Origin of the sequence: Winogradskyella pulchriflava, from assembly GCF_042434315.1 — a bacterium.
Taxonomy (GTDB): Bacteria; Bacteroidota; Bacteroidia; order Flavobacteriales; family Flavobacteriaceae; genus Winogradskyella; species Winogradskyella pulchriflava.
Genome location: NZ_JBHLTQ010000006.1, coordinates 330,898 through 356,915, shown reverse-complemented (window position 1 = coordinate 356,915; position 26,018 = coordinate 330,898). Strand labels below are relative to the sequence as shown.

28 protein-coding genes and 2 tRNA genes are annotated in these 26,018 nt (G+C 33.0%); 15 read left to right on the top strand and 15 right to left on the bottom strand.

Annotated elements, in window-relative coordinates:
* Nucleotides 1-474: 474 nt before the first annotated feature.
* The 4 genes from thrS to rplT all read left to right on the top strand — a co-directional run bounded on the left by thrS (nucleotide 475) and on the right by rplT (nucleotide 3,699).
* Nucleotides 475-2,415 carry a threonine--tRNA ligase gene (thrS, locus tag ACFFGA_RS13595; RefSeq protein WP_386064868.1) on the top strand — a complete coding sequence of 647 codons (1,941 nt, stop codon included), beginning with the start codon at nucleotides 475-477 and terminating at the stop codon, nucleotides 2,413-2,415.
* Between the two features lie 33 nt (nucleotides 2,416-2,448).
* Nucleotides 2,449-2,997 carry a translation initiation factor IF-3 gene (gene infC / locus ACFFGA_RS13590; RefSeq protein WP_386064874.1) on the top strand — a complete coding sequence of 183 codons (549 nt, stop codon included), beginning with the start codon at nucleotides 2,449-2,451 and terminating at the stop codon, nucleotides 2,995-2,997.
* A 56-nt stretch (nucleotides 2,998-3,053) separates the two neighbouring features.
* Nucleotides 3,054-3,251: a 50S ribosomal protein L35 gene (gene rpmI / locus ACFFGA_RS13585; protein ID WP_019388182.1), complete on the top strand. Its 198-nt coding sequence runs from the start codon at nucleotides 3,054-3,056 to the stop codon at nucleotides 3,249-3,251.
* A gap of 103 nt (nucleotides 3,252-3,354) precedes the next feature.
* Nucleotides 3,355-3,699, top strand: coding sequence for a 50S ribosomal protein L20 (gene rplT / locus ACFFGA_RS13580; RefSeq protein ID WP_386064867.1), 345 nt, complete (start codon nucleotides 3,355-3,357; stop codon nucleotides 3,697-3,699).
* A 76-nt stretch (nucleotides 3,700-3,775) separates the two neighbouring features.
* On the opposite strand, the gene ACFFGA_RS13575 is transcribed toward rplT, so the two are convergent.
* The 9 genes from ACFFGA_RS13575 to tgt all read right to left on the bottom strand — a co-directional run bounded on the left by ACFFGA_RS13575 (nucleotide 3,776) and on the right by tgt (nucleotide 12,800).
* Nucleotides 3,776-4,198 (bottom strand): secondary thiamine-phosphate synthase enzyme YjbQ, encoded by a 423-nt coding sequence (locus tag ACFFGA_RS13575; RefSeq protein ID WP_386064866.1) that lies wholly within the window; start codon nucleotides 4,196-4,198, stop codon nucleotides 3,776-3,778.
* Nucleotides 4,199-4,205: 7 nt separating this feature from the next.
* Nucleotides 4,206-4,484, bottom strand: coding sequence for an EF-hand domain-containing protein (locus ACFFGA_RS13570; RefSeq protein ID WP_386064865.1), 279 nt, complete (start codon nucleotides 4,482-4,484; stop codon nucleotides 4,206-4,208).
* Between the two features lie 49 nt (nucleotides 4,485-4,533).
* The gene (locus ACFFGA_RS13565; RefSeq protein ID WP_386064873.1) at nucleotides 4,534-5,718 is read right to left on the bottom strand and encodes an asparagine synthetase B; all 1,185 of its coding nucleotides are present in this window, start codon (nucleotides 5,716-5,718) and stop codon (nucleotides 4,534-4,536) included.
* A gap of 163 nt (nucleotides 5,719-5,881) precedes the next feature.
* On the bottom strand, nucleotides 5,882-6,916 hold the full coding sequence (locus tag ACFFGA_RS13560) for an AI-2E family transporter (protein ID WP_386064864.1): 1,035 nt from the start codon (nucleotides 6,914-6,916) through the stop codon (nucleotides 5,882-5,884).
* A gap of 67 nt (nucleotides 6,917-6,983) precedes the next feature.
* Nucleotides 6,984-8,513 carry a replicative DNA helicase gene (dnaB, locus tag ACFFGA_RS13555; RefSeq protein WP_386064863.1) on the bottom strand — a complete coding sequence of 510 codons (1,530 nt, stop codon included), beginning with the start codon at nucleotides 8,511-8,513 and terminating at the stop codon, nucleotides 6,984-6,986.
* 169 nt (nucleotides 8,514-8,682) lie between these two features.
* Nucleotides 8,683-9,636 (bottom strand): acetyl-CoA carboxylase carboxyltransferase subunit alpha, encoded by a 954-nt coding sequence (locus tag ACFFGA_RS13550; protein ID WP_386064862.1) that lies wholly within the window; start codon nucleotides 9,634-9,636, stop codon nucleotides 8,683-8,685.
* 58 nt (nucleotides 9,637-9,694) lie between these two features.
* Nucleotides 9,695-10,603, bottom strand: coding sequence for a DMT family transporter (locus ACFFGA_RS13545; RefSeq protein WP_386064861.1), 909 nt, complete (start codon nucleotides 10,601-10,603; stop codon nucleotides 9,695-9,697).
* Nucleotides 10,590-11,612 carry an LptF/LptG family permease gene (locus ACFFGA_RS13540; protein WP_386064872.1) on the bottom strand — a complete coding sequence of 341 codons (1,023 nt, stop codon included), beginning with the start codon at nucleotides 11,610-11,612 and terminating at the stop codon, nucleotides 10,590-10,592. Before ACFFGA_RS13540 ends, ACFFGA_RS13545 begins: the two co-directional genes overlap by 14 nt.
* A gap of 57 nt (nucleotides 11,613-11,669) precedes the next feature.
* On the bottom strand, nucleotides 11,670-12,800 hold the full coding sequence (tgt, locus tag ACFFGA_RS13535; RefSeq protein ID WP_386064860.1) for a tRNA guanosine(34) transglycosylase Tgt: 1,131 nt from the start codon (nucleotides 12,798-12,800) through the stop codon (nucleotides 11,670-11,672).
* Between the two features lie 168 nt (nucleotides 12,801-12,968).
* Between tgt and ACFFGA_RS13530 the strand changes: the two genes are divergently transcribed.
* The 3 genes from ACFFGA_RS13530 to ACFFGA_RS13520 all read left to right on the top strand — a co-directional run bounded on the left by ACFFGA_RS13530 (nucleotide 12,969) and on the right by ACFFGA_RS13520 (nucleotide 15,464).
* Complete coding sequence (locus ACFFGA_RS13530; protein WP_386064859.1) at nucleotides 12,969-13,814, top strand: transketolase; 846 nt, start codon at nucleotides 12,969-12,971, stop codon at nucleotides 13,812-13,814.
* A gap of 42 nt (nucleotides 13,815-13,856) precedes the next feature.
* Nucleotides 13,857-14,810, top strand: coding sequence for a transketolase family protein (locus tag ACFFGA_RS13525; RefSeq protein ID WP_386064858.1), 954 nt, complete (start codon nucleotides 13,857-13,859; stop codon nucleotides 14,808-14,810).
* 63 nt (nucleotides 14,811-14,873) lie between these two features.
* Nucleotides 14,874-15,464, top strand: coding sequence for a porin family protein (locus ACFFGA_RS13520; RefSeq protein WP_446697950.1), 591 nt, complete (start codon nucleotides 14,874-14,876; stop codon nucleotides 15,462-15,464).
* 63 nt (nucleotides 15,465-15,527) lie between these two features.
* Here ACFFGA_RS13520 and ACFFGA_RS13515 read toward each other — a convergent pair whose 3' ends face one another.
* On the bottom strand, nucleotides 15,528-16,475 hold the full coding sequence (locus ACFFGA_RS13515) for an FKBP-type peptidyl-prolyl cis-trans isomerase (RefSeq protein WP_386064856.1): 948 nt from the start codon (nucleotides 16,473-16,475) through the stop codon (nucleotides 15,528-15,530).
* A 135-nt stretch (nucleotides 16,476-16,610) separates the two neighbouring features.
* Here ACFFGA_RS13515 and ACFFGA_RS13510 point away from each other — a divergent pair, with 135 nt between their 5' ends.
* Nucleotides 16,611-16,979, top strand: coding sequence for an Hsp15 family ribosome-associated heat shock protein (locus ACFFGA_RS13510; protein ID WP_386064855.1), 369 nt, complete (start codon nucleotides 16,611-16,613; stop codon nucleotides 16,977-16,979).
* 69 nt (nucleotides 16,980-17,048) lie between these two features.
* On the top strand, nucleotides 17,049-17,552 hold the full coding sequence (locus tag ACFFGA_RS13505) for a phosphoribosyltransferase family protein (RefSeq protein ID WP_386064854.1): 504 nt from the start codon (nucleotides 17,049-17,051) through the stop codon (nucleotides 17,550-17,552).
* On the opposite strand, the gene ACFFGA_RS13500 is transcribed toward ACFFGA_RS13505, so the two are convergent.
* Complete coding sequence (locus tag ACFFGA_RS13500) at nucleotides 17,544-18,065, bottom strand: shikimate kinase (RefSeq protein WP_386064853.1); 522 nt, start codon at nucleotides 18,063-18,065, stop codon at nucleotides 17,544-17,546. The genes ACFFGA_RS13505 and ACFFGA_RS13500 overlap by 9 nt on opposite strands.
* Nucleotides 18,066-18,194: 129 nt before the next feature.
* On the opposite strand from ACFFGA_RS13500, the gene ACFFGA_RS13495 reads away from it, so the two are divergent.
* The 6 genes from ACFFGA_RS13495 to ACFFGA_RS13470 all read left to right on the top strand — a co-directional run bounded on the left by ACFFGA_RS13495 (nucleotide 18,195) and on the right by ACFFGA_RS13470 (nucleotide 22,189).
* Nucleotides 18,195-18,267 (top strand) — tRNA-Lys (locus ACFFGA_RS13495).
* Nucleotides 18,268-18,322: 55 nt separating this feature from the next.
* Nucleotides 18,323-18,406, top strand: a tRNA-Leu gene (locus ACFFGA_RS13490).
* A gap of 88 nt (nucleotides 18,407-18,494) precedes the next feature.
* Nucleotides 18,495-19,394: a MerR family transcriptional regulator gene (locus ACFFGA_RS13485; protein ID WP_386064852.1), complete on the top strand. Its 900-nt coding sequence runs from the start codon at nucleotides 18,495-18,497 to the stop codon at nucleotides 19,392-19,394.
* A gap of 4 nt (nucleotides 19,395-19,398) precedes the next feature.
* On the top strand, nucleotides 19,399-20,859 hold the full coding sequence (crtID, locus tag ACFFGA_RS13480; RefSeq protein WP_386064851.1) for a bifunctional phytoene desaturase/3,4-desaturase: 1,461 nt from the start codon (nucleotides 19,399-19,401) through the stop codon (nucleotides 20,857-20,859).
* Nucleotides 20,860-20,884: 25 nt separating this feature from the next.
* The gene (locus ACFFGA_RS13475) at nucleotides 20,885-21,724 is read left to right on the top strand and encodes a phytoene/squalene synthase family protein (RefSeq protein ID WP_386064850.1); all 840 of its coding nucleotides are present in this window, start codon (nucleotides 20,885-20,887) and stop codon (nucleotides 21,722-21,724) included.
* 18 nt (nucleotides 21,725-21,742) lie between these two features.
* The gene (locus ACFFGA_RS13470) at nucleotides 21,743-22,189 is read left to right on the top strand and encodes a sterol desaturase family protein (RefSeq protein WP_386064849.1); all 447 of its coding nucleotides are present in this window, start codon (nucleotides 21,743-21,745) and stop codon (nucleotides 22,187-22,189) included.
* A 1-nt stretch (nucleotide 22,190) separates the two neighbouring features.
* On the opposite strand, the gene ACFFGA_RS13465 is transcribed toward ACFFGA_RS13470, so the two are convergent.
* The 4 genes from ACFFGA_RS13465 to ACFFGA_RS13450 form a co-directional block, all read right to left on the bottom strand.
* Complete coding sequence (locus ACFFGA_RS13465; RefSeq protein ID WP_386064848.1) at nucleotides 22,191-22,754, bottom strand: TlpA family protein disulfide reductase; 564 nt, start codon at nucleotides 22,752-22,754, stop codon at nucleotides 22,191-22,193.
* Nucleotides 22,755-22,766: 12 nt separating this feature from the next.
* Entirely contained in the window at nucleotides 22,767-23,147 is a 381-nt protein-coding gene (locus ACFFGA_RS13460) for a Crp/Fnr family transcriptional regulator (RefSeq protein ID WP_386064847.1), read from the bottom strand.
* 83 nt (nucleotides 23,148-23,230) lie between these two features.
* Complete coding sequence (locus ACFFGA_RS13455) at nucleotides 23,231-23,437, bottom strand: cyclic nucleotide-binding domain-containing protein (protein ID WP_386064846.1); 207 nt, start codon at nucleotides 23,435-23,437, stop codon at nucleotides 23,231-23,233.
* A gap of 127 nt (nucleotides 23,438-23,564) precedes the next feature.
* Nucleotides 23,565-25,832 (bottom strand): aconitate hydratase, encoded by a 2,268-nt coding sequence (locus ACFFGA_RS13450; protein ID WP_386064845.1) that lies wholly within the window; start codon nucleotides 25,830-25,832, stop codon nucleotides 23,565-23,567.
* Nucleotides 25,833-26,018: the final 186 nt, after the last annotated feature.

Below are 26,018 nucleotides of genomic sequence, written 5' to 3'. Positions count from 1 at the left end.
CTACTTTTTTTGAAACTCTAAATTCCTTGAAAATGAACGACCGAAAACCAAACTTTCGTTTTTGTTTCGGGGTGCAAATATAAAACCCTTTTTTAATCCCACAACACCTTTTTTATATTTATTTTTTTCTTTTTTTTTTAAACACTCTTAACGCCTTGTTTTTTAAGTGATTGCCACTACACAAAATCTCTTAATGGATTCAAATTAAAATTATTCAAGTCACTTTGGTCGTGTTAGGGATAGTAGCGGCATCCTTTTTTGTGATATCACCTATTAAGTAATTACACCATTATATATCATAATATGATAAAGACAATCAAAGCAAGAAGAAAAACAAAAAAGATAGAGCGAATAGCCCGACGCTTTTGCTACTTAAAAGCAAAAGCGAAACGCCATGAAAATTTATAGGAAACTTAACTTTGTCTATTATATATATAGGTATATCTTTGTGGGCTAAAATTTATACTATATATAATGATTAAAATTACTCTACCTGATGGCTCGGTTAGATCTTTTGATAAAGAAGTAACTCCTCATGAAGTGGCTGTAGATATTAGCGAGGGATTTGCTCGCAACGTTATCTCTGCAAAATTCAATGATTCTGTTGTTGAAACGACCACTCCATTAACCACAGATGGTAGTCTAACTTTATATACATTTAGAGATGATGAGGGCAAGAAAGCTTTTTGGCATTCTACTGCGCACGTATTAGCTCAAGCATTAGAAGAATTATATCCTAATGTAAAACTTTGGGTTGGTCCAGCAATTGATAATGGGTTTTACTATGATGTTGATTTAGGTGAAGGCACTATTTCGGAAAAAGACTTTAAGAGCATTGAGAACAAAATGATAGAAATTGCCAGAGGTAAGCATGACTTTAAAATGCGTAATGTATCTAAATCTGAAGCTCTATCATACTATAAAGGTAAAAATGAATACAAAGTTGACTTAATTGACAATTTAGAAGATGGTACAATTAGTTTTTGTGACCACTCAACTTTTACAGATTTATGTCGTGGAGGCCATATACCTAATACCGGTATTATAAAGGCAGTAAAAATATTAAGTGTTGCTGGTGCGTATTATAAAGGTGACGAAAACAACAAACAATTAACTCGTGTTTATGGTATTTCATTTCCTAAGCAAAAAGAACTTACTGAATATTTAGAGTTATTAGAGGAGGCAAAAAAACGAGATCATAGAAAATTAGGAAAAGAACTTGAACTATTCACCTTTTCTCAAAAAGTTGGTCAAGGTTTACCTCTTTGGCTACCAAAAGGTGCTGCTTTACGTGAACGCTTAGAAAACTTTCTAAAAATAGCACAGAAAAAAGCTGGATATGAAATGGTGGTAACTCCACATATTGGTCAAAAAGAATTATATGTAACTTCTGGTCACTATGCAAAATATGGTGAAGACAGTTTTCAACCAATTACAACTCCTGCTGAAGGCGAAGAATTTTTATTAAAACCAATGAACTGCCCTCACCACTGTGAAATCTATAACAGCAAACCATTTTCATATAAAGAACTACCAAAACGCTTTGCTGAATTTGGAACAGTATATAGATATGAGCAAAGCGGTGAGTTGCATGGATTGACAAGAGTAAGAGGCTTTACACAAGATGATGCTCATATTTTCTGTACGCCAGACCAATTAGATGCTGAATTTAAAGAAGTTATAGACTTAGTTCTATACGTATTTGGTTCATTAGGTTTTGAAAACTTTACTGCCCAAGTTTCATTAAGAGATCCTGAAAACCCAGAAAAATATATTGGTAGTGATGAAAACTGGGAAAAAGCAGAAAAGGCAATTTTAAGTGCTGCCATTGATAAAGGTTTAAATTATGTTGTTGAAACAGGTGAAGCTGCATTTTACGGACCAAAGTTAGATTTTATGGTTAAAGATGCTCTTGGTCGTCAATGGCAATTAGGCACAATTCAGGTTGATTACAACTTACCTGAACGTTTTGATTTAACCTATAAAGGTAGTGATAACGAGATGCACAGACCAGTAATGATACATCGTGCCCCTTTTGGAAGCATGGAACGTTTTGTTGCTATTTTGTTAGAACATACTGGCGGAAATTTCCCGCTTTGGTTAATGCCAGAGCAAGCAATTGTTATATCTGTAAGTGAGAAATATGAAAAATACGCTGAAAAAGTTTTAAATTTGCTAGAAAATGACGAAATTCGCGCCCTTGCAGACAACAGAAATGAAACTGTTGGTAAGAAAATTCGCGAAGCTGAAATGCAAAAGTTTCCGTTTATGATTATCGTCGGTGAGCAAGAAGAAAAAGATAATACAATAACTGTACGCCAACATGGAGGTGATGATCTTGGCACAATTACTGTAGTAGAACTATCAGAAATTATTAAAAATAAGATAAATAAAAGTTTAAAGACTTTTAAATAATAAACGTTTAATTTAAATATATAAGCCATAGCAATACGTAGAAACAGAAGGAATTATAACAGAAGAGAAGCCCAAGAGGACAAACATCGTATAAATTCTAAAATTAGATCCGAAGAAGTAAGAGTTGTAGGAGACAACGTTGAAGTAGGAGTATATCCTATTAAGAAAGCACTTTCTATGGCTGATGAGCAAGGTTTGGATCTAGTTGAGATTTCTCCTAATGCAAATCCGCCTGTTTGTAAAGTAATGGATTATAAAAAGTTCCTTTACGAACAAAAGAAAAGAGAGAAAGCCTTAAAATCAAAGGCAACTAAAGTTGTAGTCAAAGAAATTAGGTTTGGTCCACAAACTGATGACCATGATTATGAATTTAAGAAAAAGCATGCTGAGAAATTCTTAAAGGATGGAGCAAAATTAAAAGCTTTTGTGTTTTTTAAAGGAAGGTCGATTGTTTTTAAAGAACAAGGTCAAATCTTATTATTAAGATTGGCTCAAGATCTTGAAGAGTTTGGTAAAGTAGAGCAAATGCCTAAACTTGAAGGTAAGCGTATGATTATGTTCATAGCGCCAAAGAAAAAATAATAAACTGTTAATTCAGTTAAAGATAATAAGCGAAACGTAATTAAAAATAGGAGAAAATGCCTAAAATGAAAACAAAGTCAAGTGCTAAGAAACGTTTCAAACTAACTGGCACTGGTAAGATTAAAAGAAAGCACGCTTTTAAGAGTCATATATTGACAAAAAAATCTAAAAAGCGTAAGCTAGCGTTAACTCATGATACATTAGTACATAAGGCTGACGAAGACAATATTAAAACAATGTTACGTTTAAAGTAATAACGTTTTAATCGGTTAAAACAATTTATAAACCCTGGAGTTAGGCAAAATAATTTAGCAAGTACCTTAATTGGTCGCCTACTACAAAAAAACAATTAAAGAAATGCCAAGATCAGTAAATTCAGTTGCAAAGAGAGCCAGAAGAAAAAAGGTTCTTAAGCAAGCAAAAGGTTACTTTGGAAGACGTAAAAACGTTTGGACAGTAGCAAAGAACGCGGTTGACAAAGCGATGCAATACTCGTATAGAGACCGTAGAAATAAAAAGAGAACATTCCGCGCGTTATGGATTATGCGTATTAATGCAGGTGCAAGACAACACGGAATGAGCTATTCAAAATTTATGGGAGGATTAAAAGCTAACAATATCAACTTGAATCGTAAGGTTCTTGCAGATTTAGCAATGAATCACCCAGAAGCTTTTGAAGCCATAGTAAACAAAGTAAAATAAGGCTTTTAGCCAAATTAATAACAACATTTCGCTTAATTAAAAATCCGGTTCTCACGAACCGGATTTTTTTATAACCTTACTTTCCGAAAGCTGTTATTACCACATACCTTCCAGATGCGTTGTTTCTGTGTTCGCACAAGTAAATACCTTGCCATATTCCTAGATTAAGTTTTCCGTTTGTAATAGGTATCTGAACTGAAGTTCCCATTAAAGAAGCCTTAATATGAGCTGGCATATCATCAGAACCTTCAAACGTGTGTTTGTAATATGGCTGATTTTCGGGCACCATTTTGTTGATGTGACTTTCAAAATCCGATCTTACCGTAGGATCAGCATTTTCATTGATGGTTAAACTTGCTGAAGTATGTTTAATGAATACTTGTAGTTGACCAACATTGATATCTTCCAATTCTGGCAATCCGATTAATATAGCATCAGTAATTAAATGGAAGCCTCTAGAAAAAGCTTTTAATCTAATTTCTCTTTGAAAAAAATGCATTCAAAATTTACTTTGATTCGTCTGAAATTTCGTCAATTGCAAATTTAAACTCTTCCCAATCAATTAATTCATCACCATCTTTATCATAACCTTCAATAAGTTTTGAAGAAACAATACCTCTTAAAAAACCACTTATTTCAGCTTGCTTTAATAAATCTTTTATTTCGCTTTTAGTTAATTTTCCATCACCATCCTTATCAAAAAACGCAAAAGCTTCTTCTGGTGAATTAAAATGATTTGTGATTAGAATTTGAATTTTGTTGAGTATGGCTTCTTTTGTTGACATTATAAATTGAATTAGTATTCAAATTTAAAATACAAAAAAAACGTCAAAATCAAGTCTTTTGCTTCTTCTTTTTAGCGGCAGGAAAAAGAACATTGTTTAAGATAAGACGATATCCTGGTGAAGTTGGATGTAAGTCCAATTCGGTTTTTGGGTCTCCTACTCTATGCGTATAATCCTCTGGATCATGGCCTCCGTAAAACGTAAAAAAACCCTTTCCTTTTATTCCGTGTATGTATTTAGCCTCACCGTTGGTTCTGTTTTCTCCCATAACCAAGACATTAGACTTTATTTGGTCTCTTGTAAATGAAGTGGTTTGTCCCATAAAACCTTTTACTAAAGATGTATGATTTTGTGTAAGCATTGTTGGAATTGGATCCCATTTAGCTGAATATTCCATCAAAGAGAAATAATCGGTTTTAAATGGAATTTTTCGTTTTTGAGTCATATCTATTGAAGAAAACTCATAAACATTTGGGCTTCGTTCTAATATATAATCCTTAAACGCGAATGTTTTTGAATAATCTATTTTGTTTTGATAACCTGGATCACTACCGTCACCATCAAACATTGGCTCACAAATATCAACACCTTCAGCTGAAAGCGCAATATCAAAACTATCAGTTGCAGAACACATGGCGAACATAAATCCTCCACCAACGACATAGTCCCTTATTTTTAGAGCGACGTCTAATTTAGCATCAGAGACTTTACTATAGCCTAATCGTTGTGCTAGTTCTTCTGCTGCCTTCTTTTCTTCAATATACCAAGCGGCTGAACGATATGTTCTGTAGAATTTTCCGTATTGCCCTGTAAAATCTTCATGATGCAGATGTAACCAATCATAAAGCAATAATTCGTCCTTTAATACTTCTTCATCATAGATTGTTTCATATGGAATTTCGGCATAAGTCAGCACCATAGTTACCGCATCATCCCAAGGCTGTTTTCCGTAAGGAGTATAAACAGCTATCTTAGGTGCTTTTTCTAAAACAACAGCTTCTTGATTAACTGATGGACTACTAATTTCATCTAAAATTGCTTTAGCTTTTGCATCGGATATGACCTCAAAAGACACACCTCTTATCTGGCATTCGCGTTGAATAATTTCGGCATCTGGTAATAAAAATGAACCGCCTCTATAGTTGAGCAACCATTGCACTTTTAGTTCTCGTTCTAAAGTCCAATAGGTTACGCCATAAGCCTTTAAATGATTTTCTTGTGACTCTGCATCCATAGGAATAAGAATATAAGACGCATAGGCATTTGCGCTTAAGAAAAGCATAAACATTATAAAGGCTAATTTTTTCAAGTTCATAGATTTATAACGAAATATAACCAAATTTTAGTCTAATTATAGTCTATTTATAATTCTTTTAAGACCCTTTTGCTAAGAGGCTCTACTCAATAGTAGTCTCATTGCCCGAAAGCAGACTTGCAATAATTTTAGTACTAGGAAATTGTTCTAATATAATCTTTATAAATACCGTTATAGGAATAGCCATAATTAATCCAGGAATTCCCCACAAAAATCCCCAAAACATGAGCATAACCAAAACCGCTATAATGTTAATTGAAAATGATTTACCCATAAAAATAGGTTCTAAAATCGCACCAAACACAACCTGAACCAAAGTGATTGAAAGCACAAAAAAGAATAGTGTACTTGTAGGATCTAACTCTACAAATGCAAATATTGAAAGTAATATCACCGAAATAAACGAACCTACCATTTGTACAAAGTTTATTGCAAAAGCGAATAAGCCCCAAAATATTGGAAAACTGACATCAAAAAACACGCACATTAAACCTGTGAATAAGCCTGTTAAAGCACTTACCAAAAACTTAACTTTAATAAATTTTATAAGGTCCTTTTCAATTTTCATAAAAGCTTTAATAGACGTATGCTTTTGCTTTAACACCACGCTATTCAATAGTTTATGCACATTAATAGACTCTCCTAACCACAAAACAACAAAAAAGGCCGTCATTAATAATGTTGTTAAAAAAGTTCTAAGAAAACCGAAGGTTGAACCTAAATTTTCTTTCTCAAAAAACTGACCTATAGGATTTTTATTTTCTTCAAATTCAATCCCAAAGTTTTCAAACAAGTAAACCTTTAAGTCTGCTACCTTTTGCTCTGCGAGAGGAAAAAATTCAGACTTTGTAGCCAAAATTTCCTTACTAGACAATTTTATTAATTCTATACCAAGTTTTAGACCGAGTGCCACTAAAAGCAAAACAACTACAATACTAATAAACTTAGGCACTCTTCTTCTTCCAAGAAACCGCATCAAAGGCAAAAACAACAATGCAATAAACATTGAAAATATAAGTGGAACAAATATAAAGGACAGTGTTTTAAGTAAATAGAACACTAGAGGCACCACTATAATTAGCAACAATATATTTGTTGTACGTCTTTGGTTTAACATGAGGCAATTTTTTAAAAGGAAATGTAAAGATAAGTCAAAAAACTGTTTTCAACTTACTAAAAACGTGTTAAAAAGGGACACCATCATCCTCTGGTGCATCAAAAGCATCTGATGCTGAAGGGAAATTATCCGTTTTAAAAGTATCATCGTTTGCTGCAGCATTTAATTTAGATTGAAACTCAAAAGGCGTATCAAAATCATCTAGATTATCAAACTTACCTAAATGACCAACAAACTTAAGCCTAATGTTTTCTAATCCACCATTTCTGTGCTTTGCAACTATAAACTCTCCTTGTCCTTCTGTTGGAGAACGCTCCTCATCATCCCACTCATCTATTTTGTAATATTCTGGTCGGTAAATAAAGGATACGATATCTGCATCTTGTTCAATTGCACCAGATTCACGTAAATCTGATAGTAAAGGTCTTTTACTACCACCACGCGTTTCAACAGCACGAGATAACTGTGATAAGGCAATTACAGGAACATTCAACTCTTTTGCAAGTGCTTTTAAGTTACGAGAAATCATAGATATTTCTTGTTCCCTATTTCCTCCTTTTTGGCTACCACCTGCTGTCATTAACTGCAAGTAATCAATCATTATTACCTTAATGCCATATTGCGAAGCCAATCTTCTTGCTTTTGCTCTTAAATCGAAAATAGATAACGAAGGCGTATCATCAATAAATAACGGTGCATTTTCTAAAGTTTTTACCTTAACATTGAGTTGCTCCCATTCGTGCTTTTCTAATTTACCAGTTCTTAGTTTTTCAGAAGACAGTCCTGTTTCACTAGATATTAAACGCGTTATTAATTGAACTGATGACATCTCTAACGAAAAGAATGCCACAGGTTGATTAAAATCTACAGCAATGTTTCTTGCCATAGTTAGCGTCAACGCTGTTTTACCCATACCAGGACGAGCCGCTACAATAATCAAATCACTTGGCTGCCACCCTGATGTTAATTTATCGAGTTTATCAAAGCCAGTAGGAATACCACTTAGACCTTCTTTGTTTGAAATTTCTTCAATTTTTTTCTTAGCTTGAATAACTAAGCTTTGAGCTGTTTCAGTAGATTTTTTAACATTCCCTTGAGTTACTTCATATAACTTAGCTTCAGCATTATCTAAAAGGTCGAAAACATCTTTGGTTTCGTCGTAAGCTTCTTCAATAATTTCATTTGAAATTTTTATTAAACTTCGTTGAATATATTTTTGAAGAATAATACGTGCATGAAACTCAATATGTGCTGAAGACGATACACGTTGTGTTAAAGAAATGAGGTAAAAATCACCACCAACCAAATCTAATTTTTCGTCTTTCTTTAATTGACTGGAAACGGTTAATAAGTCGACAGGTTCGCTGTTTTCAAATAATTTGAAAATAGCTTCAAAGATATATTTATGTGCATCTTTATAAAAAGCTTCAGGGCTTAAAATGTCTATAACCTCATCAACTCCTTTTTTATCAATCATCATTGCTCCAAGCACAACTTCCTCTAAATCAATAGCTTGAGGTGGTATTTTTCCTTTCTCTAAGCTAATGATAGTGCTCTTATCTACTTTATAACCTTGTATTGGGTTGGGCTGTTTCATAAGTGACAAATGTAACTAAATAGTATCGACGAACTGCATCTTTTAAGTTTTACAATGTCAACACATAGTTAACAATTTAACTGTTAATAAGTTGTGTTTATTGTTAATAGCGATAAAAAAAACCGAAGTCTAAACTTCAGTTTTTTTTAGTTGCCTATGTTTAGTGGATTTAGTCTTTATAGACTCCCATTTCATCATATTTTTCCATACGTTTTTTCACCAATTCTTTTGGTGATAAGTTTTTCAGCTCATCATAAGATTTAACAATGGCATCTTTAACGGCTAAAAACGTTTTTTCTCTATCTGTATGGGCACCACCAAGTGGTTCTTTTATAATCTGATCCACAAGCTTCATGCGCTTCATATCCTTAGCGGTTAACTTTAGAGCTTCAGCTGCTTGTTCTTTGTACTCCCAGCTTCTCCATAAGATTGAAGAACAAGATTCTGGTGAAATTACTGAATACCAAGTGTTTTCTAACATCATCACTTTATCTCCTACTCCAATTCCCAGTGCGCCACCTGATGCACCTTCACCAATAATTATTGTAATAATTGGCACTTTAAGACGAGACATTTCTAAAATATTTCTAGCAATAGCCTCCCCTTGTCCACGTTCCTCTGCTTCTAATCCTGGATATGCCCCTGGTGTATCTATCAATGTTACAACCGGAATTCCAAACTTTTCTGCAGATTTCATAAGGCGCAATGCTTTACGATATCCTTCTGGATTAGACATACCAAAATTACGGTACTGTCTTGTTTTGGTGTTATACCCTTTTTGTTGACCAATGAACATATAACTTTGGTCACCAATTTTTCCAAGACCACCAATCATAGCCTTGTCATCCTTTACATTTCTATCTCCATGTAGTTCTAAAAATGTATCGCCACATAATGCTTTAATATGATCTAATGTATAAGGTCTATTAGGATGACGCGACAGCTGAACACGTTGCCAAGCTGTTAGATTTTTATATATGTCTTTCTTGGTTTCTGCTAATTTTTTTTCAATTTGCTTACATGTTTCAGTAACATCCACGTCACTTTCCTCACCTATAATTTGGCATTTAGAAAGCTGATCTTCAAGTTCTTTTATTGGTAATTCAAACTCTAAGTATTCCATACAATTTGAAATTATTTTTATTGTTTAGTTAGTTTAGTAGTATGCAAATATAAAAACTTTAATTGGTAATAACTTTGGTTTTGTTTTTCCTTCTTCTAGAATTTTTAAAAATTGCATCCATTATTACGGTGACAATGACTAAAGCTGCTCCAATATAAAATTGAGAGGACATTTGTTCTGTTTCAGGAAATAAAATAAGTGCCATTGCAATACCATAAACAGGTTCGAGGTTATAACTCAAAATTACAGTAAAAGGGCTAATGTAGCGCATTATTTCTACTGCTCCAATAAATGCATAAGCAGTACATACTGAAGCTAATATAAATATATAAATCCAATCGTTATAGGAAAGAGTAAAAAACTCAGCATTGAATTTAACTCCTGATAAAAGGATAAAAACTGTTAAGAATAGTACTCCACTTAAAAATTCGTAAAACGAAATTACTGTTGCACTATAACGTTCAATAAAACGACCATTTATAATAGCAAACAAAGTGGAAAGCAATGCCGATAACAGACCTAATGCTATGCCGTATATATAATTCATTTCGCTACTGGTAATTAAGAATACTCCCAATATTACCATTAGGCCAAATAAAATTTCGTAACCTAATATGCGACGTTTAAAAAAAATTGGCTCAATAAAGGAGGCGAAAAAAGCACCTGATGAAAACATGGCTAAGGCTATAGACACATTTGCTTGGTTAATGGATTCAAAAAAAGTAATCCAATGTAATGCTATAATGATTCCCGCTGCAGAAAATTGCCAAAATGCTTTTTTGGTGATTTTAATATCTAGCCTAATAATTTTAATAAATAGAAACATTAAAATACCAGCAATAGCCATTCTATACCAAACCAGTGCTAATGCTCCAATTGAAATTAACTCACCAAGAATTGCAGTAAAGCCAGCGATAAAAACCAGGAAATGTAAATGGAGGTAATGCTTTAGTTTAGCGTTTGGCATTTTGTAAAAGGTATATTGCTAAAATACCAAATATTACATTAGGAAACCATACAGCTATAATTGCCGGAAAATTGGACTGCGCTGCCATAACGCCAAAAATCTTATCAAAGAATACATAAATCATGGCAATAGCAATACCAAATGCAAGGTTAACTCCCATACCACCTCTACGCTTTACAGAAGAAACTGCCACAGCTATGATAGTGAGTATAAATATAGAGACAGGTATGCTCCACTTTCTTAATTTAACAACTTCATATCTGCCAATATTAGGAGAACCTCTTCTTTTTTCTGAATCAATAAATTTGAGTAGTTCACCATAAGATTTGGTTTCCGCAGCATACTCTACAGGTGTTAAATCTTCAAGTTCAAAAGGTAAAATCGTATCTTTTCTTCGTTCTTTCTCTATAGTTTCTATACCGTTTTCAAAAGAACGTTTTACATAAGTAGTTAGCCTATATGAGGTATCTTTTTCAATGAATCTAATGTTATCCGCAAAGATTTTGTATTTAAGTTCATTACCTTCAAAATGCTCGTAAGTAAAATTGGTACCTACCTTTCTATCTGGCACAAAATTGCTTACATAGATATAGTCATTATCATTTATCTGCCTGTAAACATCTCTAGTTTGTTGAATTTGTTTCCCTTTCTTAAGGTACTTGAATTTAAATTCATTAAAACCTTGACTAGCAATTGGTGCCAAATACATTCCTAAAACAAATGCAAATATTGCAACTATTGTAGCTCCTATTATATAAGGTCTCAAAAATCTAGTAAATGATACACCAGAACTTAAAAAAGCAACAATCTCTGTATTATTAGCCAACTTTGAGGTAAACCAAATAACCGAAAGGAACAAAAACAATGGAAACAAAAGGTTAGCAAAATAAATAGTAAAATCTACATAGTACATTGCTGTTTCGTTAAAAGGTGCCTCATTTTCAATGATTTTACCAATTTTCTCAGCCAAATCCACAGTAATACCTATAGGTATAAACAGCAGCAACATCATTAAAAATGTAAACAAGTAGCGTTTTAATATGTACCAATCCAGTATTTTCACACTCTATAATCTATTATCCATTTGTTTTACCATTTTTTCTTTCCACTTTCTAAAGTCACCTTCAATAATATGCTTTCTAGCTTCTCTAACCAACCATAGGTAAAACCCTAAATTATGAATTGTAGCAATTTGCTTTCCTAGCAATTCATTCACTGTAAAAAGATGTCTTAAATAGGCTTTAGTATATTCTTTATCTACAAACGTAATTCCCATTTCATCTATAGGTGAAAAATCGTCAGCCCATTTTAAATTTTTAATGTTAATAGTCCCATGTGCTGTAAACAGCATACCATTTCTGGCATTTCGAGTTGGCATTACACAATCAAACATATCTACACCTAACGCAATATTTTCTAATATATTGATTGGTGTACCAACACCCATAAGGTAACGTGGTTTTTCTTCTGGTAAAATATCGCATACAACTTCTGTCATAGCATACATTTCTTCTGCTGGCTCACCAACAGATAAACCACCAATAGCATTACCCTCAGCACCTGCATTAGCAATATATTCAGCGGATTGCTGTCTTAAGTCTTTATAAGTACTTCCTTGTACAATTGGAAAAAAAGTTTGACTGTAATTATATTTATATGGTACTTTTTCTAAATGATTAATACACCTATCCAACCATCGATGCGTCATGTGCATTGAACGTTTTGCATAGTTATAATCACAAGGATATGGAGTACATTCATCAAAAGCCATTATTATGTCGGCACCTATTGTTCTTTGCACTTCCATAACATTTTCAGGTGTAAACACATGATAACTTCCATCTATATGCGACCTAAATTTTACTCCTTCTTCCTTTATTTTTCTATTAGCAGATAATGAGTAAACTTGATAACCACCAGAATCGGTTAAAATATTACGATCCCAATTCATAAATTTATGCAATCCACCTGCTTGTTCTAAAATAGGTGTTTGTGGTCTTAGGTATAAATGATAGGTATTACCAAGAATAATATCTGGGTTTATATCATTCTTTAACTCCCGTTGATGCACACCTTTTACAGAACCAACAGTACCAACAGGCATAAAAATTGGTGTTTCTATAGTACCATGATCTGTAGTTATAGTACCTGCTCTAGCCTTCGTTTCTTTGTCTGTTGTTATGCGTTTAAAATCCATTAAAATTTAAGTCTGATGGCAAATATAAATAACTCTACCACATTGATGTCTTAATAAAATTTAAAATTGTTAGCAAATCCTCAAAATCGTTAATAAGTGACAGCACAACACCTTTGTAAGGCTTCTATAAAAAACTATTTTTGTGCCATAAAATTTAAGCAACACAACATGCCAAACATTCAACAATTAGAAGATTTAACTACTCAGGTTCGTAGAGATATTTTACGAATGGTACACAAAGTAAATTCTGGTCATCCAGGTGGTTCTTTAGGGTGTGCAGAATTTTTTGTAGCACTCTATAAAGAAATTATGGAACGTAATGAAGGATTTGATATGGATGGAAAAGGTGAAGATCTTTTCTTTCTTTCAAACGGTCATATCTCTCCTGTATATTATAGTGTTTTAGCGCGCTCAGGGTATTTTCCTGTGGACGAACTAAATACATTTAGATTAATTAACTCTCGTTTACAAGGGCATCCAACTACACACGAAGGCTTACCAGGTATTAGAATCGCTTCAGGTTCTTTAGGTCAAGGTATGTCTGTGGCTCTTGGTGCAGCACAAACAAAAAAATTAAATAACGATAATAGCTTAATTTACAGTCTTCATGGTGATGGTGAGTTACAAGAAGGTCAAAACTGGGAAGCAATCATGTATGCTGCAGGTAATAACGTAGACAACATCATTTCTACCATAGATTTAAATGGTCAGCAAATTGATGGTTCTACAGATACCGTATTACCAATGGGAAGCCTTCGTGCTAAGTTTGAAGCTTTTGGATGGACTGTTATTGACATTGAAAACGGTAACAATATTGAGGCTATTTTAAAAGGAATGGCAGAAGCAAAATCTAAAACAGGAAAAGGAAAACCTGTTTGTGTATTACTAAAAACAGTTATGGGTAATGGTGTTGATTTTATGATGCACACACACGCATGGCATGGTAAAGCACCTAATGACGAGCAACTAGCAATTGGATTAGCACAAAATGCTGAAACACTAGGAGACTACTAATCGAGATTAATTAAACAGATACCCGCTTTCGTGGGCATGATTATGAAAACATATACAAATACAGGAAGTAAAGATACACGCTCTGGTTTTGGAGCAGGATTAACTGAATTAGGAAAAACTAATGAAAATGTTGTAGCACTTTGCGCAGATTTAATTGGTTCATTAAAAATGGATGAGTTTAAAGCCAACCATCCTGAACGTTTTTTTCAAGTTGGAATTGCTGAAGCTAATATGATTGGTTTAGCAGCAGGAATGACCATAGGCGGAAAAATTCCTTTTACAGGGACATTTGCAAACTTTTCTACAGGAAGAGTCTATGACCAAATACGTCAAAGTGTTGCCTATTCTGATAAGAATGTAAAAATTTGTGCATCTCATGCTGGTGTAACTTTAGGTGAAGATGGTGCAACGCATCAAATACTTGAAGACATTGGGTTAATGAAAATGTTACCAGGTATGACAGTAATTAACACTTGTGATTACAACCAAACTAAAGCTGCAACATTAGCCATTGCTAAACATCATGGTCCTGTTTACTTAAGATTTGGAAGACCAAAAGTACCAAACTTCACACCAGAAAATGGCACTTTTGAAATAGGTAAAGCTGTAAAGTTGACTGACGGAAATGATGTTACCATTGTTGCAACGGGTCATTTAGTATGGGAAGCTTTAGAAGCGGCAAAGGCCTTAAACGCATCTGGCATCTCTGCAGAGGTAATTAACATACACACTATAAAACCTTTAGATGATAAAGCCATTTTAGATTCTGTATCTAAAACAGGTTGTGTAGTTACAGCTGAAGAGCACAACTATCTTGGTGGTCTTGGTGAAAGTGTTTCAAGAGTTTTAGCTCAGCATAAACCAACACCTCAAGAGTTTGTTGCAACCAAGGATACTTTTGGTGAATCTGGTACTCCAGAGCAGCTTATGGCAAAATATGGTTTAAATAGTGATGCTATACAAAAAGCAGTAAAAACTGTGTTAAAAAGAAAATAACTTCATTTTGGCAACGTTTTTGATATTACATACCTAATCTTAAAAACGAACATTATGAAAAATTTGAAAAAGACAGCTTTTATAGCTGTAGTATTAGTATTTGTCGGTTTTTCCGTAAATGCTCAAAACGGAAGTGCATTTGGCTTTAAGGGCGGATTAAATTACAGTGCCAATGGTGATTATTTTGAATCTATTGGCGAAAATTCAAAAAATCCTGATCGTAATATTGGATACCATATAGGTGTCTTTGGAAAGATTGGAGACAAACTTTATTTTAGACCAGAGCTAGTTTATACTGCGACTAAAAGTGATTACGACAGTGACCACTTTAACGTTAAGAAATTAGATGCTCCTCTTTTAATTGGATTGAAGGTCTTAGGACCAGTTAGTGTTTTTGGAGGACCATCATTACAGTACATTCTAGATACAGAATTTGAAGGAATTGACATCGACAATGTAGAAGATGATTTTTCTGTAGGTTTAAACTTTGGTATTGGTTTAAGCTTAAATAAAATTGGTATTGACCTTAGGTACGAAAGAGGCTTTAATAATAACGAAGCCACCTTTATAAATAACAACTTAGGCACAGGAACAGCAAGCAGAATAGACACACGTCCTGACCAATTAATACTAAGCTTATCAATAGCCTTATAAATTTGTTTTAAAAATAAAAAAGCCGCTTATTAGCGGCTTTTTTTATTTATCTTTTGTTAAAGTTTAAGAATTCTCATCTTGATTTGATTGTGTAGAGTCTTCATCTAAGTAATTTGGGGTTCCATCTCCATCACTGTCATCATTTGTTGGGTCTCCATCATTATCAATATCTTCATTAATAGTTCTTACTCCATCACCATCATCATCTGTATCAATAAAGTCTGGTATACCATCTCCGTCTGTATCATCATCTGAAACATCATCATTACCATTATAGTCTTCAATATAAGATGGTACACCATCTTGGTCATGATCTGCTTCTTCATATTGTAATAATTCAAACTTAAAAATTAAATTAGAGTATGAAGCTATCCCAGAACTTGAAGATGCAAAATAAGCAAGACCTGATGGTATAAACATTACACCTAATCCAAAATTTTGATAATTAACTATACCATCTTCTGTAGTGAATCCAGTTGCGGTATTAAATGATGGCATTACCAATTGCCATGCCTTTATACTTCCAAAAAAAGTAATTCCATCACCTTGCAAAGGTAAATCTTCTGGTGTACTTATGGTTTCAAACACATCACCAGATTCAACAACACTTCCTTCATACCTTGTACGCACATAATCTGTAAAATGAGGTGATTCTCCTCCTCCTTGATTTATTCTCAATATATAATACTCATAGTCTACATCTAAGAAAACTACAGAAATAGTTTCAACAACATCTAACAACAATGCATGACCGTCTGGCACAGTTTCCCCTTCTGCCAATTCAGTAATTACTATGTCAGAATATTTATGATCAGAACCTGTTTCAAAAAAAGCAGAGTTATAATAGTGAGAGGACAAATAGTCTAACAAAGAGTCCTTATCAGCTAATTGTTGCTCCGCTCTATCTCTAACAGGAATTGAAGATGTAGAGTCATCATCATCCTTACATGATATAAAGGCAATCACTAATACCATTAAAAAAAGTGCTAATCTCAATGTTTTCTTTTTCATATGTTTTGCATTTCATGTATAAAGATTACCACAAATCCTATACATTATTCATTATTGCTTAATTATGAGGCGCAAGATACAATAATATAATATTTTTGTACTACAAGATTAACGTAGTTTTTAGTTAAAAAATATATGCGAATTGATAAATATTTATGGTGTGTCCGTTATTATAAGACACGTAGCAAAGCAACAACTGCGTGCAAAAAAGGACAAGTAAAACTTAATGGATCTGTAGCAAAACCATCTAGAGAGGTATTTGCAACTGATAAAATTGAATTACGGAAAGACCAAATACTTTATCAACTAACTGTAAACGATTTACCACCTAACCGTGTTGGAGCTAAGCTTGTTGATATTTACAGAGTGGATACAACACCAAAAGAAGCTTATGCAGCCAAAGAGCTTTTAAAGTACAGCAAAGATTATTACAGAAAAAAAGGTACCGGAAGACCTACAAAAAAAGATAGACGAGATATTGACGAATTTAAAGAAGAAGAGTAATACCTTATTAATACAATAAAAATAAAGCATCAATAAAAACCGTTTTTTATCTTTGAAAAAAAGAATATAATGGCATTAACAAAGAATACAATTTTAAGTCATAAGGAGATTGAGCATAAAATAAAGCGCATTGCCTATCAAATATACGAATGTAATGTAGAAGAGACCGAAATTGTAATTGCTGGTATTGAAAGCAATGGTTATATCTTAGCAAAAAAAATTAAGCAAAATTTAGATAAGATTTCGCAAATAGAATCTACCTTATGCAAGGTAACCATAGATAAAAAAGAACCAACACAGCCAATTAAAACTTCCATCAAACAAGAAGATTACACTAATAAATCACTGGTACTAATTGATGATGTCTTAAATTCGGGAAGTACACTTATATATGGTATAAAACATTTTTTAGATGTGCCTTTAAAACAATTTAAAACAGCTGTACTCGTTAATAGAAACCATAAAAAATATCCTGTTAAAGCTGATTTTAAAGGAATTTCACTTTCTACATCACTTTTTGAGCATGTACACGTCAATTTATCCAAACAACCTTATGAAGCATATTTAGATTAAGTGCATTAAAATGTCTTCTAAAACATCTTGTTTAGATTTATTATCGGCTGTGATTGTGTGTTCTGCTTTATTGTAATATTGAACACGTTCAAAAAGATGCTTTCCTATAAACTCTAATAATTCTTCTTCAGAATTTAAATGACTTATTAAAGGTCGCCTTTGACGTTCTACGAACAAGCGCTTAGATAAAACCGGGATTGAAAGTTTTAAATAAAATGAAACCACATTAGAGTTATCACTTAAAACAGATAAATTATTACCATAACAAGGCGTACCACCACCAAGAGCAAGCACAATATTGTCAAAACCATTGATAACCTCTAATAAATATTCCGTTTCTTTCTTTCTAAAATAAATTTCGCCCTTTTCTTTAAATATATCAGAAATTGTAGCATTTTCTTTATCTGAGATAAAATCATCCAAGTCTAAGAAATTGTAACCCAGCAAGGTAGCTAATTCCCTACCTATTGTAGATTTTCCAGAACCCATATATCCCATTAAAACGACGATCATAACGCTTACAATTTGATTATTAATAAACTATAGTAACGGACTACAAAAAAACGGAAATTTAAATAAAAAAAGTGTTGTTTTATTAATTAAACATTTTATATTTGCACCCTCGTTAGAGAAAAACATCATGACCAGTTAGCTCAGTTGGTAGAGCATCTCCCTTTTAAGGAGAGGGTCCTGGGTTCGAGCCCCAGACTGGTCACAAAAAGTTAAGCACAATGCTTAACTTTTTTTTTACCTTTACTTAACTTTTTTTTGCGCACGTGGCGGAATTGGTAGACGCGCCAGCTTGAGGGGTTGGTGGACATTAGTCCGTGGAAGTTCGAGTCTTCTCGTGCGCACTTTCCCTTTTTTTACTTATTTTTTTGTTAATTTATTTAAAACCTATTCATTTAAATATTATTTTTGTTTAACAATTTTATAAAAAAAGTGAACAATATTAAAAATACGTTTAGCATTAAAGACCTGGAAAATTTAACAGGTATAAAGGCTCACACCATTAGGATTTGGGAAAAACGCTATAACTTGCTTCAGCCAAAACGTACAGATACGAACATACGATATTACGATTTATCTGATTTCCAAAAACTACTCAATGTTAGTTATCTCAATAATAATGGCTATAAAATCTCAAAGATTGCCACAATAGATGATGCTAAAATACCATTATTGGTTAAAGAAGTTGTTGAAAATAATAATATAGAAAATCATGCTATCAATTCTTTAAAGTTAGCAATGCTAAACTTTGATCAAGGTTTGTTTTATAAAACTTATAAGGCTTTGAAAGAAGAAAAAACATTCGAAGACATATTCTATAATATTTTTATTCCGCTTTTAGAACATATTGGGTTATTATGGCAAACAGATACTATAACACCTGCTCACGAGCATTTTATATCCTCTTTAATTAGACAAAAAATTTTAATCAATACCGAGCTAATTCAATCTGAGCAAGTAAATACCTCTACAACAACATTTGTGCTCTATCTGCCCGAAAATGAAATTCACGAGCTTGGGTTAATGTTTGTTAATTACCAATTAATAAAAAGTGGTTTTCATAGTATATTCTTAGGACAAAGTGTTCCAACTTCAAACTTAAAAGATCTTCAAATTTATTATGATGATATTGTATTTATTTCATACTTCACCATAAAACCAAGTGCTGAAGATTTTCGTAAATATTTAGAAGATTTTGAAGCATTATTATTAAGAAATCATAATTCAAAATTATGGATATTAGGAAGAATACTCGAAAACATAGATATAAATAATTTACCTAAACAAGTAAAATCATTTAAATCCATTAAATCACTACTATCTAATCTTTAACCCAATGAACAAAACAGTTTCAATTATAGGATCAGGGTTTTCAGCTTTATCAGCGGCATGTTATCTCGCTAAAGCTGGGTACAAAGTTTCTATGTTTGAAAAAAATAATACTGTTGGTGGAAGAGCTAGACAATTAATTAAAGACGGTTTTACTTTTGATATTGGCCCTAGCTGGTATTGGATGCCAGATGTTTTTGAAAAGTTCTTTAATGACTTTGGAAAAAGTACGAGTGATTTTTACCAATTAGATAAGTTATCTCCAGCTTATAAAATCTTTTTTTCTGATGAAGTTATTACCATTGGTGATCATATGGATCAAATTTGTGAGGAATTTGAACGCATAGAAATAGGCAGTTCTAAACCACTACGCAAATTTATTAACCAAGCTCAAGAGCATTATGACATAGCTATAAATAAGGTGGTTTTAAAACCAGGTATTTCACCTTTTGAACTAGTAACCAAAGAGACTGTAAAGCGGATAGATCGCTTTTTTAAATCCATAAGCTCAGAAGTGAGAAAGAATTTTAAAAACCCTAAACTTATTTCTACACTTGAGTTTCCTGTACTGTTTTTAGGAGCCAAACCAAGCCAAACTCCGTCCTTTTATAGCTTTATGAATTTTGCTGACTTTGGATTGGGCACTTGGCATCCCAAAGGTGGTATGTATGAAATTATCAAGGCTATGAAAAAATTAGCTGAAGAACTAGGTGTTACCATTAACAATAATAATAATGTCGAAAAAATTAATGTCAACAATGGAAAAACCACAGGCATAATAGTAAACGGAAAATTAGTAGAATCTGATATTGTATTAAGCGGCGCAGATTATCATCATACTGAAACTCTATTAAACAAAAATCACAGACAATATTCTGAATCTTATTGGGAGAAGCGCACATTTGCTCCTTCTTCCCTTTTATTTTATGTTGGTTTTAATAAAAAGCTTAAAAATGTAGAACATCATAATTTGTTCTTCGATACTGATTTTGAAGCTCATGCCGAAGAGATTTATGACAATCCAAAATGGCCAGAAAAACCGTTGTTTTATGTCAATTTTCCATCGGTAACTGACAAAAGTATGGCACCTGATGATTGCGAAACAGGATTTTTCCTTATACCAATAGCTCCAGGTCTAGAAGACACACCAGAGTTAAGGCAACAATATTTTGACATCATAATAAACCGTTTTGAGGACCTAACAAATCAAAATGTGCAAAGTCATATTCTTTTTAAAGAATCTTTTTGCATCAATGATTTTATTAAGGATTATAATTCTTACAAAGGAAATGCTTATGGTATGGCTAATACCTTAATGCAAACTGCTTTTTTAAGGCCAAAATTAAAAAGTAAAAAAGTAGATAACTTATACTTTACAGGACAGTTAACAGTACCTGGACCTGGTGTTCCGCCTTCCCTAATTTCAGGAAAGTTAGTAGCGGATCTGATAACTAAAAACGAAGCTTAATTGCTTTAAAAAGAAATTAAAACACATGAAATCAATTTTTGACAACGTTTCTAAAGAGTGTAGTAAAGCAGTAACTAACGCTTACAGCACATCGTTTTCTATGGCAACAAAAATGTTATCGAACAGTATAAGACAAGACATCTACAACATCTATGGGTTTGTAAGGTTTGCTGATGAAATTGTAGATACATTTCATGATTATGACAAGGAAAAGCTTTTTGAAAATTTTGAAACTGATTTAGAAAATGCTTTAAATGACAAAATTAGCTTAAATCCAATCCTTAATTCTTTTCAGGAAACCTATCACAATTATGGCATTGACAAACATCTGGTTACTGCTTTTATGAATAGCATGCGGCTAGACCTTCACAAGAAAAAATATTTATCTGAACAAGAATATAAAGATTACATCTACGGTTCAGCTGATGTAGTAGGATTAATGTGTTTAAAGGTTTTTGTTAAAGGTGACGAAGAGAAATACGAAGATTTAAAGGAATCTGCCATGAGTTTGGGTTCCGCTTTTCAGAAAGTGAATTTCTTACGAGATTTAAAAGCAGATTTTGAAGATTTGAGCCGAACCTATTTTCCTAATACAGACTTAAATCATTTAGATGAAATATCTAAAAAAACAATTATCGACGAAATTGAAAATGATTTTGAAAAAGGACTGCAAGGCATAAAACGCTTACCTTTAGATGCAAAGTTTGGTGTATTTATGGCTTACAGGTATTACAACAAACTATTACAAAAACTTAAAAAGACGCCTGCGCTTGATATTAAGTCTGCAAGAATAAGAGTGCCTAACTATAAAAAGATAGAATTGCTAACACGTAGCTACGTAAAATATCAACTCAATTTACTCTAACAATTTATAAGATATATTATGCAAACCTTTTTTTGGATATTGATTTTCTTTGGTACGTTCTTTATTATGGAATTTAATGCATGGTTTACACATAAGTATATTATGCATGGTTTTTTATGGAATCTACATAAAGACCATCATTTAAAAGACCACGATAGTTGGTTTGAACGTAACGATGCCTTTTTTATTTTCTATGCTGTAATTAGTATAGTCTGTTTTTACCTCTGGAGTTATCAAGATGTTTGGTTTACTTTACCAATTGGATTAGGCATACTAATGTATGGCATAGCATACTTTATTGTTCATGATATTTTTATTCACCAACGCTTTAAATGGCTTAGAAATATTGATAATAAATATGCCAGAGGTGTAAGACGTGCACACAAAATCCACCATAAACATTTAGGTAAGGAAAAAGGTGAAAACTTTGGAATGTTGATAGTACCTTTTAAGTACTTTAAATAAGCTACTCTGCTAGTAATTGGTCCAATTGGTTTCTTACAGTTTCGCTATTCCAATCAACTGCACCAGATTCGTCAACTACAATTTCTCCTTTTTTATTGATGACAAAAGTTCTCGGTATGGAGCTTGTCGCTAATTCACTTGGAATATTATTTAAAGAATTAAAAACTTCAAAACTGAAATTCTTCTTTACTTTAAAACTTTCAACAGTTTTTAAGTCATCGTTAGTTACAAACAAAAACTCTACTCTATCACTGTAGTCGTTGTACAATGCTTGAAGGCTAGGCATTTCGGCAATACATGGTGGACACCAAGTTGCCCAAAAGTTAATAAATACAACTTTACCTTTTATGTCCTTAAAATCCAATACCGAATTAGTATCCGACTTTAGCTTCCAATTTTCATAAGATACCGTTACTCTATCAGCTTTATCAATTAACGAAGATTGATTTATGAAACTGAGTCCTTTATGCAGTAAAACTAGTATGGGTTGTCTTGTCTGAGGAATAATCAAAATAGCAATTACAATAAGAAAAATAGCATTGCGCTTGGTAAGTTTAGCTTTCATATAAATACAAAATTAAGCAGATGTTTTATAAATTCTTATCTGCTTACGATTAAAATCTATTATAGCTTCTTCTTTTAATTCGTTCAATAATATATTCAATGTAGGTCTAGAAATACCTATAAGAGAAGCAATATCTTTTTGTGTATATGGGTGATTGATAATATGATCTCCGGTTTTATTACAATCATATCCATAATCTGAACAAAGTTCTTCTAAAAACTCCATTAAACGTGTTCTGGAATCCTTAAAGAGCAATAATTGAAGTCGTCTCTCTAATTTTTTGAACTTAAACCCAATAAACTTATATATTTTTAAACTAAATGATTTATTATCACGCATTAAATCATGCATTGTATTAACAGCAACAGGACATATAGAGGTGTTGTTGTCCACAGATTGCGCAAACTCATCACGTTTTTCTTCTCCTAAAATAGCTTTCTCACCAAAAAGCTCGCCTTTATTCAGAATAGCTTTTACTACTTCTGTTCCATCTTCATTATAATAACCGATTTAACTTTACCTTTTTCTATAAGGTACACTTTGTTTGCCGCATCTTCTTCAAAATAAATATAATCGCTTTTTTTATAGGAATCAAAAGTGTGACAAGCCTTATACTTCTTGAACTTATGTGGGCACAATAAATTGAACAAGTTGACGTCTTCAAAAATCCAAATAGAATTCATGACTAACAAAAGATTTTAATTGAGTTAACTTATAAGTCGGTTAAAAACTAAAAACTTTCATAAATGACATAAAAAAACTCCTAGTCGTAAATTGACTAGGAGTTTTAATTATTAACTAATTTTTATTTTAAGCGTTTTGCTTCTTAATTAAATTAAGTGCAGAACCTTCTTTGTACCACTCAATTTGAGCATCGTTGTACGTATGATTTAACGCAATAGTATCTTTACTTTCGTCTGCATGCACAACTTCTATATGCAATTGTTTGTCTGGTGCAAATTCATTTAAATCCAAGAAGTTAAATGTATCGTCCTCTTGTATTAAATCGTAATCCGCTTCGTTTGCAAAAGTTAATCCTAACATACCTTGTTTTTTAAGGTTTGTTTCGTGAATACGAGCAAACGACTTTACAATCACAGCAGCAACTCCTAAATGTCTTGGCTGCATTGCTGCATGCTCTCTAGAAGATCCTTCACCATAATTATGGTCACCAACTACAATAGATTTAATTCCTGCTGCTTTATAGGCTCTTGCTGTATCTGGAACACCACCAAACTCACCTGTTAATTGATTTTTAACAAAGTTTGTTTTCTTACCAAAGGCATTAACAGCACCAATCAATGTGTTATTTGCAATATTATCTAAATGCCCTCTAAAACGTAACCAAGGACCAGCCATAGAAATATGGTCTGTTGTACACTTACCAAAAGCTTTAATCAATAATTTGGCTCCTGTAATAGTATCTCCAATTGGTGTAAAAGGCTCTAATAACTGTAAGCGCTCAGAAGTTGGGTTTACATTGATCTCTACTCCGCTTCCATCTGCTTCAGGCTCTAAATAACCATTTTCCTTAACATCAAAACCTTTAGGAGGTAATTCCCATCCTGTTGGTTCATCTAACATTACTTCTTCTCCATTTTCATTGATTAACTTATCTGTCATTGGATTGAAGTCTAATCGACCTGCAATAGCAATAGCAGCAGTTAACTCTGGTGAAGCAACAAATGCATGTGTATTAGGATTACCATCAGCACGTTTAGCAAAGTTTCTGTTAAATGAATGCACTATACTATTTTTAGGTGCATTTTTAGGATCGCTATACCTTGCCCATTGCCCAATACATGGCCCACAAGCATTAGTAAAAATCTTAGCGTCTAATTTTTCAAAAACTTGAAGAATACCATCGCGTTCAGCAGTATATCTTACCTGCTCAGAACCTGGATTAATACCAAATTCTGCTTTTGTTTTAAGACCTTTATCCAAAGCTTGCTGTGCAATTGAAGATGCTCTAGACAAATCCTCATAAGATGAGTTGGTACAAGAACCGATAAGTCCCCATTCTACTTGCATTGGCCAATCATTAGCCTTTGCTTTTTCTGTCATATCTTTTCCAACAGCAGTAGATAAATCTGGAGTAAAAGGCCCATTTAATAAAGGTCCTAACTCAGAAAGATTGATATCTATAACCTGATCGAAATACTGCTCAGGATTTGTATAAACTTCCTCGTCTGCAGTAAGGTATTCTCTAATTTTATTTGCTTCGGCAGCAACATCTTCTCTGTCTGTAGCTTTTAAATAACGCTCCATAGAGTCGTCATAACCAAAGGTTGATGTTGTTGCTCCTATTTCAGCACCCATATTACAAATGGTTCCTTTACCTGTACAAGACATTGAAAGTGCGCCTGGACCAAAATATTCAACAATAGCACCTGTTCCACCTTTTACGGTTAAAATTTCTGCTACTTTAAGGATAACATCTTTTGGTGCTGTCCAACCCGATAATTTTCCTGTTAATCTTACACCAATAAGTTTTGGAAATTTAAGCTCCCAAGCCATACCAGCCATAACATCTACTGCATCAGCACCACCTACACCAATAGCAACCATTCCTAATCCACCTGCATTTACTGTATGTGAATCCGTACCAATCATCATTCCACCAGGAAATGCATAATTTTCTAGTACCACTTGGTGAATAATACCTGCTCCTGGTTTCCAGAATCCAATACCATATTTGTTTGATACAGATTCTAAGAAATTAAATACTTCACTACTTGTACTATTTGCATGTTTTAAATCTGTAGCAGCACCATCTTTTGCTTGTATTAAGTGATCACAGTGTACAGTCGTTGGTACAGCCACTTTTGGCTTACCAGCTTGCATAAACTGCAATAGTGCCATTTGTGCTGTAGCATCTTGACATGCCACACGGTCTGGAGCAAAGTCCACATAATCTTTACCTCTTCTAAAAGCTGTGGTTGGTTTGCCATCCCAAAGATGTGAGTATAGTATTTTTTCTGAAAGCGTTAACGGTTTTCCAACAATATCTCTCGCAGCATCAACACGCTCCGTCATGTTAGCATAAACCTTTTTAATCATATCAATATCAAAAGCCATATAGTATATTTAAAGTTTGATAATATTAGTTTAAGAGGAACAAAAGTACAAATTTCAAGGGGTTTTTAAAAATATGTAACAAAATTGGAATTTCTTTAAATTTAAATCATAATTAAAGTTCTTTTCTATTGAAAAATTAGAAAATTAACACTAAAAATATCTAAATAGTAATAAATTAACAATCTG